Here is a 15,581-nt window from a genome sequence, read left to right as displayed (position 1 = left end):
CCCTCCAAGTGTTGTTCTTACACTCAGGCTATGCAAAAACAACTTGGCCTGACAGCGGTTTTTCACGGGTCAAAAGCCGGATGGATAAAATTCCCTCTGCCAAACCGGAAAATAGGAGATGCATTTTCTTCCATCATCTGTTATAATGAAGAGTACGAGACTGCGGCGGTGCCGGACAGGCCCGCCTTTCAGATAGGAGCGCCGATATGGACGAGGAGTACAAGCCCATTATCACGGACGAGGAGCGGGCCACCCGGCGGGCCCAGCGGGCGGAGGCCCGCCGAAAGAAGCAGCGGGAAAAGCGGCGGCGGCTGCTTCGCCGTCTGGTGCCCTGCGGGCTGCTGGCCGTTCTGTGTGTAGGCCTGGTGACCGTGGGAGCCCAGCTGATTGAAAAGCCTGCGCCGGAGATGGTTAAGGCCGAACGGCCCTTTCAGGTGACATCCGTCGCCAGCGCCCCTGCGCCGGAGCCCTATGCCAGGGCCGTGTCCGGCCCGGACACGATCCAGCTGGGAGAGGACTTTCCCAGCCGCTGCGCGGTCCTGGTTGACCTGGACACCCGGACGGTCCTGGCGGAGAAAAACGCGGATACTGTGATCTCTCCCGCCTCCATGACGAAGGTCCTGACGGTTCTGGTGGCCGCTGAGCACATCACAGAAGCGGAGCTGGACGACACCTTCACCATGACCATCGACATCACCGACTACTGCTATGTCAACGGGTGCAGCGTGGTGGGGCTGATGGTTGACGAAACGGTCCCGGTGCGTGAGTTGTTCTACGGCACCATCCTCTCCTCCGGTGCGGACGCGGCGCTGGGGCTGGCCACTTATGTGGCGGGCTCCCAGGAGGCGTTCGTGGCGCTGATGAACGAAAAGCTGGAGGAGCTTGGCATCGCGGACACCGCCCACTTCACCAACTGCGTGGGACTGTATGACGAGGCCCACAAGTGCACGGTCTCCGACATGGCGGTGATCCTGGAGGCGGCCATGGACAACGACCTGTGCCGGGAGGTGCTGGGGGCCCGGACCTATGAGACTCTCCCCACTGCGGACCACCCGGAGGGGCAGATCCTCTCCAATTGGTTCCTGCGGCGGATCGAGGACAAGGATACCGGCGGCATTGAGGTCACCGGCGCCAAGACCGGCTATGTGGTGGAGTCCGGCAACTGCGCCGCCAGCTGCGGCGAAACAGCGGACGGCAGACGCTATATCTGTGTGACGGCAGACGCTTACAGCTCCTGGCGGGCCATCTACGACCATGTGGCGCTGTACAAAACCTATTGTTCCCCCGCAGATGACACCACAGAGGATGGCGGGGCGGCGGATCCCCTTGTGGAACCGGTGGCCCCCACCATAAAAGACACCACGGAACACGAAAGCGGAGCGTCCCTGTGACGCTCCGCTTTTTTCCGCTCAAAAGCCTCTGTTTTTCAGATCCGCTACCAGGGAGACATAGAACTCCCGGACGTCGAAGCCGGGAATGTTCTCCCGATTCAGATCCACCACATCCCCGTGTGAGATGCCCCGGTGCCCCCTTGGCTCCAGCAGGGTGAACTGATCGCCCCATTTGGCGGAGTCCACCGCCACCAGCCCGTCGTTCAATCCATCAAAGTGCTTGACGATAGGATAGGTCATGTTTAGAGGGAACTTGCCGTGCTGGGCCTTTCTGCAATAGGACATGACGCTCTGGTAAAAGACGCCGGGGGCGTCCGGGGTAGCCGCGTTCCTGGCCTCGCAGGCAGAGGCGGTCAGATCTGTCACCGCCGCCAGGAAGTCCGGGGCCTCATCCCCCAGCCGCTTCAGGGCGGCGTTGTAGGTATCTGCGATCTTCTGCCGAGCCGCTGCAGGGATCTTCTTCAGCAGATATTCGGCAAAGATGCAGCCCCGGTGGGGCGTGTTGATGGTGGTGAGGCTGGCCACACAGGGGGCACATCCAGCGTGGGCGATGGCGGCCCGGCTGTCCAGTCCCCCTTGGAGTGGGCAATGATGTTCACCTTCTCACAGCCGGTCTCCGCCAGGATCTGCCGGATACGGTCCGCCAGCTCCCGCCCGCTGTCCTCCACCGCGGCGGCGGACTGCTGCTGTCCGTAGTACACTGTTGCGCCGTTGCGCTGGAGCTCCTTGGGAATGCGGCCCCAGTAATTGACATAGCGGAAGTCCCGGAAGAACACCCCGTGGACCAGAAGGATCGGGTATTTCGTCTTACAGATCTCGCTCTCCGCCCGGGCGGTGTCCAGCTCCCACTTCTCCGTCTCGAACTCCGCCTCGTCGGCGGTGATGCGGATAATCTTCCGCAGATACCAGATGTTGAGAATGGGGATCCACCCGCACAGGGCCGCCAGCACCCGGTGCTTCAGCCCCAGCTGGACGGAGGTGAGATACACCCGGATCATGCCGTTCCAGAAGACGATGGCCTCCAGCAAGACAGCCCAGAGAACACCAAAAGCCGCACCTGCAACAGCTGTTCCAGCGGCAAGGCTGTTCTCCGGCGTTATCATGGAAATCTGGCACCACAGCCATACCATCTGCACAAAGACTGTGACCGTAGCTGTAATCAAAAACAGGCGCAGCAATTCGCAGCCGCTTTTCAAATACCAGATCCGCTTTGTAGGCGCACCGCTCTTCTCAATGGGCCGCAGATTAAAATAGAGAAACTCCCCAGAAGCAGTATCGTCGTCAAGAGCCAGCTCACCGGGCCAAACGCATAGATCAGAGAAACCCAGTTGGCTGTGACCGCCATCAGAAAGGCAAGAACCCACCGCCTCACAGATACACCTCATTCTCCTTGGGTTCTGTGAAGTTCTGCTCCAGCATGGCCACGTGGGACAAAAAGGCCGGGTCATCAAAGTACTTGGCGTGCTTCGTGCACTTGCGGACGCACCGCTGGCACTTGATGCAGGTGCCGGGCACCTCCGCCACGTTGGAGGGATTGATGGCCCCCATGGGACACAGGCGGGCGCAGGCGCCGCAGTCGGTACACTTGCCCAAATCCGTCTGGGGCTTGGCCTTCAGGAACTTGACGGGCTGGCCGTCCGTGCCCTTGGGCACGTAGTAGGGCGCCGCCGCATCGCCCGGCACGGCCACCGGAGCAGGGATGTCCGTCAGGTCTTTTACCTTGTCCGCAATGCGGGCCGCGAACTCCCCCATCTGCCGCTTGTCATCCCAGTCCGGGCGGCCGTCCGCCAGCGCGTCCGTAAAGGCGTGGCGGCAGGCAAAGGCGCCCCCGGCCACGGTGTGGAAGCCGTCCGCCTCCAGCGCGGCGCACAGCTCCGCCAGGGAGTTGTCGTAGGACCGGTTGCCGAAGGTGACCACCCCCACCGCCAGGGCGCCGTTCCCGTGGATCTGCTGCTGGACATAGGGCAGCATCTTGTTGGGCAGCTTTCCCGCATAGGTGGGCATACCGAACACCACCAGGTCTCTCCCCGTAAAAGACAGATCCTCCGCCCGGTCTGACGGGCGTGTGAAGTTCCTCCGCTCCAGAGGGACGCCCAGCTTCTCCGCCAGGGTCTCCGCGATGGTGTTCACCGTCTTGTCTGTGTTGCCTGTGGCGCTCCAGTACGCCGCGCAGATCCGCTTGACTTCCATGATGTCTCCTCTCCTTCCCATTTGTGACAGCGCCCGCCCGGGGATTTTCCCCAGGCGGGTGCTGAACGCTGCTTACAGCGAAAAATCTTCCTCTTTCAGCCGTTCAGTCTCCAGCGCTGCCGGCCGGGGCGGCACCCGCTTCAAGGGGTCGTATTTGAATGCCCGGCAGTGGTGCTCCACCGCCACGATGCCCCGCTTGACGCAGGCCACCTCCCGCTCGTTGATCTGCTGGCCCCGCTGGCAGTAGGCACAGCGGGGATCCATATCCTTCCGAAACAGCATGGTCCTCCCTCTCCTCTTCCTCCGGTCACAGGGTGTACAGCCGAATGGCACCGTCCTCCACCGTGGCCTTCACCTGGGTGATGGGATGCTCGTAGCTGTCGATGATCTTTGTGGCCATGGGGTCCTCCAGCTCCTTCTGGATGGTGCGCCGCAGGTTCCGGGCGCCGTAGGTCAGGGAGTAGGACTTCTTCGTCAAAAGCTCCACCAGTGCGTCGTCGTAGATGAAGGTGATGCCTTTCTCCTTCAGGGAACCCACCAGTTCGTTCAGCATGATACGTGCGATGCCGTGGAAGTTCTCCTCGCTGAGGCGGTTGAAGGTGATGACCGCGTCCACCCGGTTGATGAACTCCGGCCGCAGGAACTGCTGGAGCGCCTTCATGGCCCGGTCGGCGTCCTGCTCGTTCACGGAGCGGCCGAAGCCCACGGTGCCCTCCTTGGTGGCGCTGCCGGCGTTGGAGGTCATGACGATGATGGTATTCTCAAAGTTCACCTTGCGGCCGTGGGCGTCGGTGATCTCGCCGTCATCCAGGATCTGGAGAAGGATGTTCAGCACATCGGGATGGGCCTTCTCAATCTCGTCGAAGAGGACCACGGCGTAGGGCTTGCGGCGGATCTTCTCTGTCAGCTGGCCCGCCTCGTCATACCCCACGTAGCCCGGAGGGGAGCCCACCAGACGGGAGACGGAGTGCTTCTCCATGAACTCCGACATATCCAGCCGGATCAAGGCATCCGGCGTGTTGAAGAGGTCTGTTGCCAGCTGCTTCACCAGCTCTGTCTTGCCCACGCCGGTGGGCCCCACAAAGATGAAGCTGACAGGCTTGTGCTTGGGGGAGATGCCCACCCGGTTCCGCCGCACCGCGGCGGCTACGGCGGACACGGCCTCGTCCTGGCCGATGATATGGCTCTTGAGCCGCACTTCCAGCTGGCTCAGGCGCTGGAACTCCTGCTCCCGGATCTTGGCCGCCGGGATTTTGGTCCACAGCTCGATAACATGGGCCAGATTCTCCATGGAGAGCTGTGGATCGCCCTTTTCCAGCAGACTGTTCAGCTCTGTGTTCAGCTGGAGTTCCTTGCTCTTCAGCTCCGCCATGCGGGCGTAGTCGCCCTCGGCCTTCTCCTCCTGCTCCTCCAGCATGGTGCGCTCTTTCTCATAGTCGTCCAGCTCCCGCTGAATCTCCATGCGGCGGGAGATATCCGGGTCTTTCAGATTCAGGTCGGAACATGCCTCGTCGATCAGGTCGATGGCCTTGTCCGGCAGGAACCGGTCGGTGATGTACCGCTCACTGAGCAGCACCGCCTGACGCAGGATCCCCTCAGAGATCTTCACCCCGTGGTACTGCTCATACTTGGGGCCAGGCCCTGGAGAATCTGCACAGAGTCCTCAATGGAGGGCTCGTTCACCGTCACCGGCTGGAACCGCCGCTCCAGAGCGGTGTCCTTCTCGATGGACTTGCGGTACTCGTTGAAGGTGGTGGCGCCAATCACCTGGATCTCGCCCCGGGAGAGGGCGGGTTTCAGGATGTTGGCGGCGTTCATGCTGCCCTCGGCGTCGCCGGCGCCCACAATGTTGTGAACCTCGTCGATCATCAAAATAATGTTCCCCAGGCGCTTCACCTCGTCGATAAGGCCCTTCATCCGGCTCTCGAACTGGCCCCGGAACTGGGTGCCGGCCACCAGAGCTGTCAGATCCAGCAGGTAGACCTCCTTGTTCCGCAGCTTGAAGGGCACGTCGCCCTTGGAGATCCGCTGGGCCAGCCCCTCCGCGATGGCGGTCTTACCCACACCGGGCTCACCGATCAGGCAGGGGTTGTTCTTCTGGCGGCGGTTCAGGATCTGCACCACCCGCTCGATCTCCTGCTCCCGGCCGATCACCGGGTCCAGCTTTCCCTCCTGGGCCCGCTGCGTCAGGGAGATGCAGTAGTTCTCCAGATATTTGCGCTTGCCGTTCTTAGGGTCCTTGCGCTCCTTTTCCCGGCTTCGGGCACCGCTTTCCTCCTGGCCGCCGCTCTCGCCGCCCTTGGCGGCCTCGCCGGAGAACAGGCGGTTCAGGAAGGGGAAGGTGGCGGTCTTGCCCTCTTCCTCCTCTTCCCCGGCGTCCTCGCCGCCGGGCAGGTCCTCGATATTCTCCACGCCGCTCATGGCCTGGAGCATCTCACTGTTGAGCGTGTCCAGATCCTCGTCGGAAATGCCCATGCGCTTCATCATATCGTCCACCTGGGGCAGGCCCAGCTCCTTGGCGCATTTCAGGCACAGGCCCTCGTTGGTGGTCTTGTCCCCCTCCATTTTGGAGATGAAGACAACGGCCACGTTCTTCTTGCATCTTGAACAAAGTGTCGGCTGCATCGTGTAAATCCCTCCAGAAATCGTGACGCCGGCGGGGCAACGGCCCCGTTCGTCATTGCAGAAGCGACAGCGCGCTCAGGGGCGTGTGTGTCGCAAAAAATCGTAAAATATGGGTGGCTGAGACGGTGTCTGTCTCAAAGGAGACGCCGAAGCGCCGCAGAACCCAGATGGCCAGAAACAGCACCAAGGCCCCCTCGATCAGGCCGATCACGGCGCCGCCCAGGGCGTTGACCAGGTGCAGCCCCGGCAGCTGCAGCACCAAGTCCATAGCCCGGATCAGCAGCTTCAGCAGGATCGTCAGTCCCACGAAGGAGACCAGGAACAGCGCCGCATAGAGAATGGACTGGGCCAGACTCTCCACCACGGCCATGACCAAGGAGACGCCGGTGTCCTGGATCTTCTCCTGCGTCTGGCTGGCCAGGGAGTTCCGCACGTCCTCGTCCAGTCCCATCAGGGCCAGCAGGTCCTCGATGGCGAAGCCCTCGTCCACGTCCTCCTCCGGCATCTGGACCTCCTGGGACTGCCGGGCCATAGCCTCGTCCACCTTCGTCTCGATTTGCTCCCGGATCAGGGGCGTCACCAGACGGGCCGCCGGGGCGGCCAGGGTATTTGCGATGATGGCCGCCCCCACCAGGGCCACGATCACCACCGCCAATCCCGCCAGGGCCCGGAAAAGGCCCCTGTGGGCACCGTAGATGACCGCAGCGATCAAAACCACAGCCATAATCACGTCTATTATAACAGGTGTTGTCATGCTTGCCTACCTTTTTGCTCGTAAACGTTTTGTGAATTCCAAGATCAATGTTTCCCACTCAAGGCAGGAACAGGTGGGCGCTCTCTGCCGCCAGCAGCAGGGCAGAGCCATCCTGGCGCATCAGAACCGACCGGGCGTAGTCCGTGCCCTCCAGCTGAGCATAGATCTCCAGCTCCTCTGTGTAGATCACCACGCTGTCCATATACAGCACCGCCAGATACCGTCCGGCAGCGGAGATGCTGAGGATCTCCTCGTTCACGTCCAGGGCGGCGATCTCCTGCCCGTCCGTGTCCACCGTCACCAACCGGCCCACACCGCCGGACTTGTACCGGTTCAGCAGCAGGGCGGTGAAGCCGTCCCCGTGCAAGTCGTATTCCCGCAGATAGCTGCCGGCATAGGAGTAGGTAGCGCGCACCTCCCCGGCCGGGGACGCGTAGGTCAGGCAGGTGTCGGACACCGTCACCAGCTGGCCGTCCTGCTCTCCGACGGCAGCCACCAGACCGTCGGTCACATCGTAGTCGGCCGCCGGGTCTACATTTCCTGCCGTCTCCAGGCTGTAAAGTACCATGTTGCTGACGAACACGCTGTTCTCCTGGCCTAAGGTCACCACCGCCAGAGTGTTATCGTCATCTGTCACCCGGGCGTCGATGACAAACCGGTCCGACGCGGTGAGTGAAAACACCTCCGTCCCCTGGCTGTTATAAGCGGTGACGCCGCCCTTGTAGCCCGGCAGTTCTGTGGTCACAGCCAGCCAACCGTCTTCATTCAGCCGGGCGGAGAAATAGGGGGCGTCCTCCGGTGCGGTGAGCGTGAGGATCTCGCCCCCCTCGTCCACCACATACAGCTCTGTGCCCCCCACGTCGTAAGCCACAGCCCGGCCGCCGCCCGTCTCCAGGGCAGGGGCGCTCATCCGCACGGATGTGGACCAGATCTCCTCTCCGCCCCGCGCCAGGACCTGCAGCTTTGTGTCGGAGAGCACCACCAGGGAATCCCCCAGGACGGCAAAGCGGTTGCTGTCGGAGGCGTCGTAGTCGTACTGGGCCTCAGCAGTGCTCTCCTCTCCGCTGCCGTAGGAACACAGCCGCCGCAGGGCGTCAAAGCCGGTGCCGTCCCGGTACGCGGCCACGAGCACCACGCCCAGCACCGCCGCCAGCACCAGAAAGAAGATCCCAAAGCGGCGCAGCCGTCCGCCCTTCCGGGGAGCCTCGTCCTCTTCCCCGTCGTTGTCGTTCCAGATGTCGTTCGTCGTATCAGCCATTGAGCCGTTCATCCTCATACCAAAGTCTTGTCAGGTACAGTCCCCCGGCGGCACCGTGGGACCGGCGGCGGTGCGGTCCCCCCGCTCCAGAATGCCGGGGATGTCCTCCGGGGTGAACTTGCCCTCCGCCGCGTACAGCACGGTGCCGGTGATGGCCCGTACCATGTTATACAAAAAGCCGTTGGCGCAGACCTTCAATTCCAGCAGATCTCCGTTCCGGGTCACGTCACAGTAATAGATGGTGCGGACAGTGGACTTCGTCTCCGTGCCCACGGAACGCACCGCCGCGAAGTCGTGGGTGCCCACGAACATCCCCGCTGCCCGGTTCAGGAATTCCTCGTCCAGGTGCTTGGGATAGAAGTAGGCCCGGTTGACGTAAAATGGGTTCTTGAACCGGGAGTTGTAGATGCGGTAGGTGTACTCCTTCTTGATGCAGGAGCCGATGGCGTTGAAGTCCTCCGCCACCTCGAAGGCCTCCTTCACCGCGATGTCCTCCGGCGTGTGGGTGTTGACGGCGAAGGGGAGCCGGTCCACGGGAATGCGGCTCTCCGTGCGGAAGTTGGCGATGTAGTGCTCCGCGTGGACACCGGCGTCGGTGCGTCCGCAGCCGGTGAGGTGTACCGGGCCGCCGCAGATGTCAGCAATGGCCTTCTCCAGGGTCCCGCAGACGGTGACCGCGTTCTTCTGCACCTGCCACCCGTGGTAGGCGGTGCCGTTGTACATGAGTTTCAGGGCAATGTTGCGCATAAGCTCTCCTTTGGCAGTTCCGCCGCCCGGGGTTCCCGGCGGGAACGCTCTTTTTATCCGGCAGGGCAACTCAGCGGTTGACCGCCGGGTTGTCTGTCCGCCCCAGCAGATAATCCACAGAGCAGTCCAGATAGTCGGCGATGCGAGCAAGGGCAATACAGGACATTTGCTTGCCTTTTGCAAATTCTGATATCGCGTTAATTCCCATGTTCAAATCAGACAGCATATCTTTTGTGCGGATGCCTTTTTCTTTGAGGCGCCATTTAATGCGGTCTGCAATGTCTTGTGTAACATACATAAAATTTGCCCCGCCTTTTGTAAAGCTCTAAAATCACGAAAAAACGTGAAAAGCATCTTGATAATCACGCTATTACATGATAAAATCCGTTTAGCGTATAAATAAGAAATACCATACCACAAAAAGGATATCGGAACAACACATATTAAGGAGGAATCCCCATGACAAGCATTTCGGAAACTCTGTTCGACACCTACGGCGACAGCCTGATGCAAGAGTATGCGCCCTATGATGAGGCGGAAATCCTGGCGGCGCTGGACCGGATGTCCATGCCGCAGGACATGCAGATCCAGGTCTGTGATCTCCTCTCCAGCTGCTATCTCCGCTGGGGCACAGCTGCCTTCGCCATCGGCCTGGGGCTGGGCCTCTCGCTGATGCAGGATTGCTCCGGTCGCCGTCTACGGATCTGACGGACTCCCCTGTGCGGCGCCGCAGTTCATGTATCCGGGGATAAGCCTTCCGGGGCGGCCGGAATCTCCTGCCGTCCTGCGCCTCTTCCGCCAGCGCCCCGTCCCGTTTACGGCCAGACCAGCACCGGGGTGTTGGTGACGGGCCAGCCCGGCGCCAGCCGGTCCTCCTTTACCGTCCAGGTCCGGACAGGGAACTCATATCCCAGGCCCAGGCCGTCCACGCAGAAGAACCGCACCTCCAGCTGGTCCCCGGCGGCGCAGGATACCGTCCCGGTGCCCTCCCAGGTGCCGGATTCCTGGCCGGAGGCGGCCGGGATGGTCTCCTCCAACTGACCGTTCCGGTACAGGCGGAATGTCTGCTCGGAGGCTGCGGCCGCCTTTTCACGCAGCCGGACGGCGGCGGTAATCCGGGCTTCTCCTTCCTGCAGGGCCGCCTCTCCGCTGCGGCTGGACAGCGCCATCGGCAACAATCCGGTGGCACGGCCCTCATAGAGCCGCTCTGTGGCCGTATCGCCGCCGGTCCGGACCGTCACCAGAATCTGGAGTGAGGTGCTGTCCGCAGGCACCGCCGCCTGACCGGAGAAGATTCCATCCCCGGACCGGGTCAGCTCCACCTGGGCCAGACGCTTGCGCTCCGCGCCGCCCTGATAGACATTCAGGGTGGCTTCCGCCGACTGGTCCGGCGTAGTCAGGGTCAGGGACACCCCAAGCTCCACCTGATGGGCCGCGGCGTCCAGCCGAAGGGGCGTCAGCTCATAGCGCTCCAGCAGCGACTCCTCCGGCTGCGGGGCGGTTTGGGCGGCCGCTCGTTCCAGCGCCTCCTCCTGCTCCTGGAGGCGGTTTTGTGTGCTTTTCAAGTCCAGGCGGAGTTCTCCCACCTCCTGTTGGAGCGCGGAATACGCCGTCTGAAGTTCCCCCAGCTGTCCTTGCGTCTCCGCCAGGGCTGCTGCCAGCAAAACCACAGCCGCAGTCAGGGCCCAAAGCCAGATGTTCTGCTTCTTCATAGGACTCTCCCCTCTCTGCCAAAACACAGCCGCTCCGAATCAGGCCATGTCCACTATCCATGATTTCCAGTCATGCGTCCGGACGGATCTCGATGATTACCAGCTCCGGGCGATTGAAAATGCGGGGCAGCCGGACGGCAGACTGTCTCCCCTACATTCCCCCCGGAGAAAATCCTCTTCCGGTGAGGCCGGTCAGCGGTTGACCGCCGGGTTGTCTGTCCGCCCCAGCAGATAGTCCACAGAGCAGTCCAGATAGTCAGCGATGCGTTCCAGCTTTTCCGCTGACGGAATCTGTCCGCCTTTTTCCAGGTCATAGATAAAATTCCGGTTGATCTGTGTCTGCTCCAGCAAATTTTTGACTGAAATTTTCTGCGCTTTGCAGCGGGCCTTAATTCTGGCTGAGGTAGTCAAAACATCCAAAGGACCATTCCCTTTCTTAAAATACAGTTTTTTCTGATCGTTCTGTTGACTTACAGAAATTTCTGTATTATACTGGTTTCATCATTCCGAAATGATACCATAAAAAGCTGTATTCGCAAAGGAGTGTCTCCTATGCCATCCGTTTTTGAGCTTCTGTTCGATACCTACGGCGACCATCTGATGCAGGAGCAGGCGCCCTATGATGAGGCGGAAATCCAGGCGGCGCTGGACCGGATGTCCATGCCGCAGGACATGCAGATCCAGGTCTGTGATCTCCTCTCCAGCCGCTATCTCCGCTGGGGCACGGCTGCCTTTGCCATCGGCCTGCGGCTGGGCCTCACCCTGGGCAGCCAGTCCGTGGACCGGCAAATCGTTACGTAAATTGCCGCAGGACGATGATCCCCGCGGTGACGGCCAGCCCCAGCGCCAGGGCCAGATAGTCCCGCCCCTCGTACTGCAGCACATGGAGCTTGGTGCGTCCCTCGCCGCCGTGGTAGCAGCGGCACTCCATGGCCACCGCCAGCTCGTCCGCCCGGCGGAAGGCGCTGATGAACAGCGGCACCAGAATGGGGATCAGGGCCTTGGCCTTCTGGATGATATTCCCGCTCTCAAAGTCCGCGCCCCGGGCCTTCTGAGCGGACATGATCTTGTCTGTCTCCTCAATCAGGGTTGGGATGAACCGCAGGGCGATGGACATAATCATGGCCAGCTCATGGACCGGCACATGGATTTTTTTCAATCCGCCCAGCAGGCGCTCCAGCCCGTCGGTGAGGCTGATGGGGCTGGTGGTGTAGGTCATCAGGAACGTGCCCATGATCAACAGCATGATCCGCAGCACCATGAACACGGCGTTCTGCAGACCCTCCGCGGAGATCCGCAGGAAGCCCAGCTCTGCCAGGATGTGCTCTCCCGGCGTGAAGAACAGGTTCAAAATGCCGGTGAACACGATGATGAACACCACCGGCTTCAGCCCCCGCACCAGGGATTTGATCCCTACTCGGGAGATGCGGACACACACTGCCAGCACCGCCGCCAGAATGCCGTAGGCCAGCAGGCTCTTGGCGCAGAACAGCGCCACGATGTAAAGGACCACCAGCAGGATCTTCGTCCGGGGGTCCAGGCGGTGGGCCACGGTGTCGCCGGGGAAAAACTGGCCCAGGGTGATGTCCTTCAGCATCCCGTCTCCCCCTTCTCAGCGCCAGCAGCTCCCGCTCCAGGGCCTCCACGGTGTAGACCGCAGGGTCGATGGCGAGGCCCTGCTCCCGCAGGCGCATGGCAATACGGGTCACCTGTGGCACGTCCAGCCCGGCAGAGAGCAGCTCCTCCGCCCGGGCGAACACCTCCGCCGGAGTCCCGCTCATCAGCACGTGAGCGGACTTCAGCACCAGGATTCGGTCTACATTCCGGGCGATCTCGTCCATGCTGTGGCTCACCAGGATGATGGTGCGCTTTTTATTGCGGTGGTAGTCCCGGATGTTGGCCATCAGGTTCTCCCGGCCCGCCGGATCCAGTCCGGCGGTGGGCTCGTCCAGCACCAGCACCTGGGGGTCCATAGCCATGACCCCCGCCAGGGCCACCCGGCGCTTCTGGCCGCCGGAGAGCTCAAAGGGGGACTTGTCCAGCTGATCGTCCCGGATGCCCACCAGGCGGGCGGCCTCCCGGACACAGCGGTCCAGCTCCTCCCCGGTCTTGCCCTGGTTGATGGGGCCGAAGGCGATGTCCTTGTACACCGTCTCCTCAAACAGCTGGTACTCCGGGTACTGGAACACCAGCCCCACCTGGAAGCGGACGTCCCGGATCTTCTTCGGCTCCGCCCAGATGTCCTTCCCATGGAGCAGGATCTGCCCCGACGTAGGCCGCAACAGGCCGTTCAGATGCTGAATCAGGGTGGATTTGCCGGAGCCGGTGTGGCCGATGATCCCTAAGAACTCCCCATCGTACACGTCAAAGCTCATGTCCTCCACCGCGCTGCGCTGGAAGGGCGTGCCCACGCTGTACGTGTGGGTCAGATGTTGTACTTGCAGTATCGGTTCCAATGTTCTCTTCCCTTCCGATTACTTGGAAACGGCGGCCAGGATGGCGTCCGCGCACTCCTCCACCGTCAGGGCGGTGAGGGGCACGTCCAGCCCGTCTTTGCGCAGCCGGTCCAGCAGGTCCACCGTGTCCGGCACCGTCAGTCCCATGGACCGCAGCCGCTCCACCTGTGTGAAGACCTGCCGGGGCGCGCCGTCCATAATGACTTTTCCGTCGTCCATGACCACAACCCGGTCGGCGTCCTCCGCCTCGTTCATGTGGTGGGTGATGAGCACCACAGTGATGCCCTTCTCCCGGTTCAGCCTGTGAACGGCGGAGAGCACCTCCCGCCGGCCCACCGGGTCCAGCATAGCGGTGGCCTCATCCAGCACGATGCATTCCGGCTCCATAGCCAGCACGCCGGCAATGGCGATCCGCTGCTTCTGGCCGCCGGAGAGCAGATGGGGCGCGTGGCGGGCGAACTCGCCCATGCCCACCGCCGCCAGGGCGTCGTCCACCCGCTGCCGGATCTCCCTGCTGGAAACCCCCAGGTTCTCCGGGGCGAAGGCCACGTCCTCCTCCACCACGTTGGCCACGATCTGGTTGTCCGGGTTCTGGAACACCATGCCCACCGTCCGGCGGATGGCCAGCAGCAGATGTTCGTCCAGGGTGTCCATTCCCTCCACGTACACATGGCCCCCGCAGGGCAGCAGAACACCGTTGAGCGTCTTGGCCAGGGTGGACTTGCCGGATCCGTTGTGGCCCAGCACCACCACGAAGGAGCCCTGCTCAATGGTCAGGTCCACGCCCTTCAGGGCCAGAACCGGCTCCGCTCCCTCGTCCGCCGGGTAGGCGTACTGTAAATTCTCCGTTCGGATGATCTCCGCCATAGCTGTCCTCATTTCGTCAGTCTTGTATTTGCCGGACCCTGAACCGCCGGGTCCAGCCGGGGGCTGCCCGGTCCAGCAGGCACCAGCTCCAGAAGCCGCAAAAGGCCCCAGGGTGTTGAGCCACAGGTCGTCGATGTCAAAGGCCCGGCCCACCAGCAGCTGCCAGCACTCAATGAACCCCGTGACACACAGGCCCGCGGCGAGCGCGCGTTTCCACGTGCACCCCCGCCACAGCAGGGCGGGGAAAAAGCCAAAGGGCAGGAACATGATCAGATTCCCCGCCAGGATGTAACCGTCGCCCAGGGTCCGGAAGGGAACCAGATTGACAGTCCCCGGAGCGAAGAAGGGATTCCCCTCCCCGTTCCAGCCGCAGCCCTGAAGCAGGCCCGCCAGGGCCTGGACGACCCATCGGGGCGTCAGGGTCACCAGGGCCATGCCGCCGCAGAACATCCAGAAGAGGGCCATCCCCGCCTCCCGGACCACCGGACTGGCAAGGCCCGCGGCGGCGAGGTGCCGCCGGCGCCGGGGGCTCAGGCACCCAAAGAGCGCCAGGGCAGGCACCGCCCCCGCTGCCAGCGTCAGCAGGTATGCCGCAGTCCGTCCCACGGCCTCACTCGCTGCACCAGCGGCCTGTGGCACCGCAGGGCAGAGCCAGGCCCGTCTCCGTCACCGGCAGGCCCAGCTCGTCCCAGGTGCACTTGCCGCCGTATTTGGCCCCCACCAACAGATGCAGCAGATACCCCAGCACCGACGGGGCCAGGCCCGTGGTGTAGGAGTTGATGAGCACGAACAGGGGCCGCTCCGACAGCACGCCGGCGCAGAGCTTCACGAAGTCGTAGAGGTTGTCCTCCAGCTTCCACACCTCGCCGCCGGGGCCCCGGCCGTAGCTGGGCGGGTCCATGATGATGGCGTCGTAGGTCTTACCCCGGCGGATCTCCCGCTCCACAAACTTGCCGCAGTCGTCCACGATCCAGCGGATGGGGGCGTCTTCCAGGCCGGAGAGTCTGGCGTTTTCCCTGGCCCACGCCACCATGCCCTTGGCCGCGTCCACGTGGCAGACGCTGGCCCCCGCCTTGGCGCAGGCCACCGTGGCCCCGCCGGTGTAGGCGAACAGGTTCAGCACCCGGATGGGCCGCCCGGCGTTCCGGATCTTCTCCATGGCGAAATCCCAGTTCACCGCCTGTTCCGGAAACAGGCCCGTGTGCTTGAAGTTCATGGGCTTCACCTGGAAGGTCAGGTCCCGGTAGCGGATCTTCCAGCTCTCCGGCAGGGTCTTCTTCTCCCAGTGGCCGCCGCCGGACTGGCTGCGGAGATACCGGGCGTTGGCCCGCTTCCAGGCGGGGTTCTTCCGGGGGCTGTCCCAGATGGCCTGGGGGTCCGGCCGCACTAGGTACTGCTCTCCCCAGCGCTCCAGCTTCTCTCCCCCGCCGCAGTCCAGCAGCTCATAGTCCTGCCATTGCTCCGCGATCCACATACCAAAATTCCTCCAGACAAACTCTTATCCATTGTAAATCATGTTATTATACCGCCTTGGGACCGTGTCCGTCAACCGTTTGGGGCGGTTTTATCCCGCCCATGCGC

General features: G+C 62.5%; 16 protein-coding genes and 3 pseudogenes. 3 read left to right on the top strand and 16 right to left on the bottom strand.

Going from position 1 to position 15,581, the window contains the following annotated elements; translation table 11 throughout:
• Window positions 1-206 precede the first annotated feature (206 nt).
• Window positions 207-1,391, top strand: a complete 1,185-nt coding sequence (locus EIO64_RS17685; protein WP_119310881.1) for a D-alanyl-D-alanine carboxypeptidase family protein — start codon at window positions 207-209, stop codon at window positions 1,389-1,391.
• Window positions 1,392-1,409: 18 nt separating this feature from the next.
• On the opposite strand, the gene EIO64_RS19080 is transcribed toward EIO64_RS17685, so the two are convergent.
• The 9 genes and pseudogenes from EIO64_RS19080 to EIO64_RS17645 all read right to left on the bottom strand — a co-directional run bounded on the left by EIO64_RS19080 (window position 1,410) and on the right by EIO64_RS17645 (window position 9,263).
• Window positions 1,410-1,916 carry a hypothetical protein gene (locus tag EIO64_RS19080; protein ID WP_346730054.1) on the bottom strand — a complete coding sequence of 169 codons (507 nt, stop codon included), beginning with the start codon at window positions 1,914-1,916 and terminating at the stop codon, window positions 1,410-1,412.
• Entirely contained in the window at window positions 1,853-2,776 is a 924-nt protein-coding gene (locus EIO64_RS19075) for an esterase/lipase family protein (protein ID WP_346730053.1), read from the bottom strand. The genes EIO64_RS19080 and EIO64_RS19075 overlap by 64 nt, the downstream gene beginning before the upstream one ends.
• A complete protein-coding gene (locus EIO64_RS17675) occupies window positions 2,760-3,581 on the bottom strand; it encodes an EFR1 family ferrodoxin (protein ID WP_119310880.1) in 822 nt (273 codons plus the stop codon). The genes EIO64_RS19075 and EIO64_RS17675 overlap by 17 nt, the downstream gene beginning before the upstream one ends.
• 72 nt (window positions 3,582-3,653) lie before the next feature.
• The gene (locus tag EIO64_RS17670) at window positions 3,654-3,863 is read right to left on the bottom strand and encodes a hypothetical protein (RefSeq protein ID WP_021749426.1); all 210 of its coding nucleotides are present in this window, start codon (window positions 3,861-3,863) and stop codon (window positions 3,654-3,656) included.
• A 25-nt stretch (window positions 3,864-3,888) separates the two neighbouring features.
• Window positions 3,889-6,206: pseudogene (locus tag EIO64_RS17665) on the bottom strand (ATP-dependent Clp protease ATP-binding subunit).
• Between the two features lie 52 nt (window positions 6,207-6,258).
• Window positions 6,259-6,930 (bottom strand): CvpA family protein, encoded by a 672-nt coding sequence (locus EIO64_RS17660; RefSeq protein ID WP_207754060.1) that lies wholly within the window; start codon window positions 6,928-6,930, stop codon window positions 6,259-6,261.
• Window positions 6,931-7,018: 88 nt separating this feature from the next.
• Complete coding sequence (locus tag EIO64_RS17655; protein ID WP_021749423.1) at window positions 7,019-8,218, bottom strand: DUF5711 family protein; 1,200 nt, start codon at window positions 8,216-8,218, stop codon at window positions 7,019-7,021.
• Between the two features lie 30 nt (window positions 8,219-8,248).
• A complete protein-coding gene (gene truA / locus EIO64_RS17650) occupies window positions 8,249-8,965 on the bottom strand; it encodes a tRNA pseudouridine(38-40) synthase TruA (RefSeq protein ID WP_136891708.1) in 717 nt (238 codons plus the stop codon).
• Window positions 8,966-9,035: 70 nt separating this feature from the next.
• Window positions 9,036-9,263: a helix-turn-helix domain-containing protein gene (locus EIO64_RS17645; RefSeq protein WP_021749421.1), complete on the bottom strand. Its 228-nt coding sequence runs from the start codon at window positions 9,261-9,263 to the stop codon at window positions 9,036-9,038.
• A 161-nt stretch (window positions 9,264-9,424) separates the two neighbouring features.
• Here EIO64_RS17645 and EIO64_RS17640 point away from each other — a divergent pair, with 161 nt between their 5' ends.
• On the top strand, window positions 9,425-9,673 hold the full coding sequence (locus EIO64_RS17640) for a hypothetical protein (protein ID WP_025544875.1): 249 nt from the start codon (window positions 9,425-9,427) through the stop codon (window positions 9,671-9,673).
• Window positions 9,674-9,780: 107 nt separating this feature from the next.
• Here the strand turns inward: EIO64_RS17640 and EIO64_RS17635 are convergent, their stop codons facing one another.
• Window positions 9,781-10,677, bottom strand: coding sequence for a L,D-transpeptidase (locus EIO64_RS17635; protein WP_021749419.1), 897 nt, complete (start codon window positions 10,675-10,677; stop codon window positions 9,781-9,783).
• A 192-nt stretch (window positions 10,678-10,869) separates the two neighbouring features.
• Window positions 10,870-11,028, bottom strand: coding sequence for a helix-turn-helix domain-containing protein (locus EIO64_RS17630; RefSeq protein ID WP_249390730.1), 159 nt, complete (start codon window positions 11,026-11,028; stop codon window positions 10,870-10,872).
• 201 nt (window positions 11,029-11,229) lie between these two features.
• Between EIO64_RS17630 and EIO64_RS17625 the strand changes: the two genes are divergently transcribed.
• Entirely contained in the window at window positions 11,230-11,478 is a 249-nt protein-coding gene (locus tag EIO64_RS17625) for a hypothetical protein (protein WP_119310876.1), read from the top strand.
• On the opposite strand, the gene EIO64_RS17620 is transcribed toward EIO64_RS17625, so the two are convergent.
• From EIO64_RS17620 to EIO64_RS17600, 5 genes and pseudogenes are all read right to left on the bottom strand, one after another.
• Window positions 11,471-12,274, bottom strand: a complete 804-nt coding sequence (locus EIO64_RS17620) for an energy-coupling factor transporter transmembrane component T family protein (RefSeq protein ID WP_021749416.1) — start codon at window positions 12,272-12,274, stop codon at window positions 11,471-11,473. The two genes, EIO64_RS17625 and EIO64_RS17620, sit on opposite strands and share 8 nt — an antisense overlap.
• A gap of 82 nt (window positions 12,275-12,356) precedes the next feature.
• Window positions 12,357-13,061, bottom strand: a pseudogene (locus EIO64_RS17615) (energy-coupling factor transporter ATPase); the annotation flags it as partial.
• A 90-nt stretch (window positions 13,062-13,151) separates the two neighbouring features.
• Window positions 13,152-14,000: an energy-coupling factor transporter ATPase gene (locus EIO64_RS17610; RefSeq protein ID WP_025544872.1), complete on the bottom strand. Its 849-nt coding sequence runs from the start codon at window positions 13,998-14,000 to the stop codon at window positions 13,152-13,154.
• A gap of 156 nt (window positions 14,001-14,156) precedes the next feature.
• A pseudogene (locus tag EIO64_RS19380) lies at window positions 14,157-14,267 on the bottom strand (VanZ family protein); the annotation flags it as partial.
• A 343-nt stretch (window positions 14,268-14,610) separates the two neighbouring features.
• Entirely contained in the window at window positions 14,611-15,474 is an 864-nt protein-coding gene (locus tag EIO64_RS17600; protein WP_025544755.1) for a class I SAM-dependent methyltransferase, read from the bottom strand.
• Window positions 15,475-15,581: the final 107 nt, after the last annotated feature.

The organism is Dysosmobacter welbionis (assembly GCF_005121165.3).
Taxonomy (GTDB): domain Bacteria; phylum Bacillota; class Clostridia; order Oscillospirales; family Oscillospiraceae; genus Oscillibacter; species Oscillibacter welbionis.
Note: the sequence above shows the minus strand (reverse complement) of the source record. Positions and strands in the feature narration are given on the sequence as shown.

Excerpts from the sequence above, each read along its gene's own strand:
- truA (WP_136891708.1), bottom strand. The coding sequence starts at position 8,965 with ATGCGCAACATTGCCCTGAAACTCATGTACAACGGCACCGCCTACCAC.
- EIO64_RS17610 (WP_025544872.1), bottom strand. The coding sequence starts at position 14,000 with ATGGCGGAGATCATCCGAACGGAGAATTTACAGTACGCCTACCCGGCG.
- EIO64_RS17600 (WP_025544755.1), bottom strand. The coding sequence starts at position 15,474 with ATGTGGATCGCGGAGCAATGGCAGGACTATGAGCTGCTGGACTGCGGC.
- EIO64_RS17625 (WP_119310876.1), top strand. The coding sequence starts at position 11,230 with ATGCCATCCGTTTTTGAGCTTCTGTTCGATACCTACGGCGACCATCTG.
- EIO64_RS17655 (WP_021749423.1), bottom strand. The coding sequence starts at position 8,218 with ATGGCTGATACGACGAACGACATCTGGAACGACAACGACGGGGAAGAG.
- EIO64_RS17635 (WP_021749419.1), bottom strand. The coding sequence starts at position 10,677 with ATGAAGAAGCAGAACATCTGGCTTTGGGCCCTGACTGCGGCTGTGGTT.
- EIO64_RS17675 (WP_119310880.1), bottom strand. The coding sequence starts at position 3,581 with ATGGAAGTCAAGCGGATCTGCGCGGCGTACTGGAGCGCCACAGGCAAC.
- EIO64_RS17685 (WP_119310881.1), top strand. The coding sequence starts at position 207 with ATGGACGAGGAGTACAAGCCCATTATCACGGACGAGGAGCGGGCCACC.
- EIO64_RS17645 (WP_021749421.1), bottom strand. The coding sequence starts at position 9,263 with ATGTATGTTACACAAGACATTGCAGACCGCATTAAATGGCGCCTCAAA.
- EIO64_RS17670 (WP_021749426.1), bottom strand. The coding sequence starts at position 3,863 with ATGCTGTTTCGGAAGGATATGGATCCCCGCTGTGCCTACTGCCAGCGG.
- EIO64_RS17640 (WP_025544875.1), top strand. The coding sequence starts at position 9,425 with ATGACAAGCATTTCGGAAACTCTGTTCGACACCTACGGCGACAGCCTG.
- EIO64_RS17660 (WP_207754060.1), bottom strand. The coding sequence starts at position 6,930 with ATGGCTGTGGTTTTGATCGCTGCGGTCATCTACGGTGCCCACAGGGGC.
- EIO64_RS17620 (WP_021749416.1), bottom strand. The coding sequence starts at position 12,274 with ATGCTGAAGGACATCACCCTGGGCCAGTTTTTCCCCGGCGACACCGTG.
- EIO64_RS19075 (WP_346730053.1), bottom strand. The coding sequence starts at position 2,776 with ATGAGGTGTATCTGTGAGGCGGTGGGTTCTTGCCTTTCTGATGGCGGT.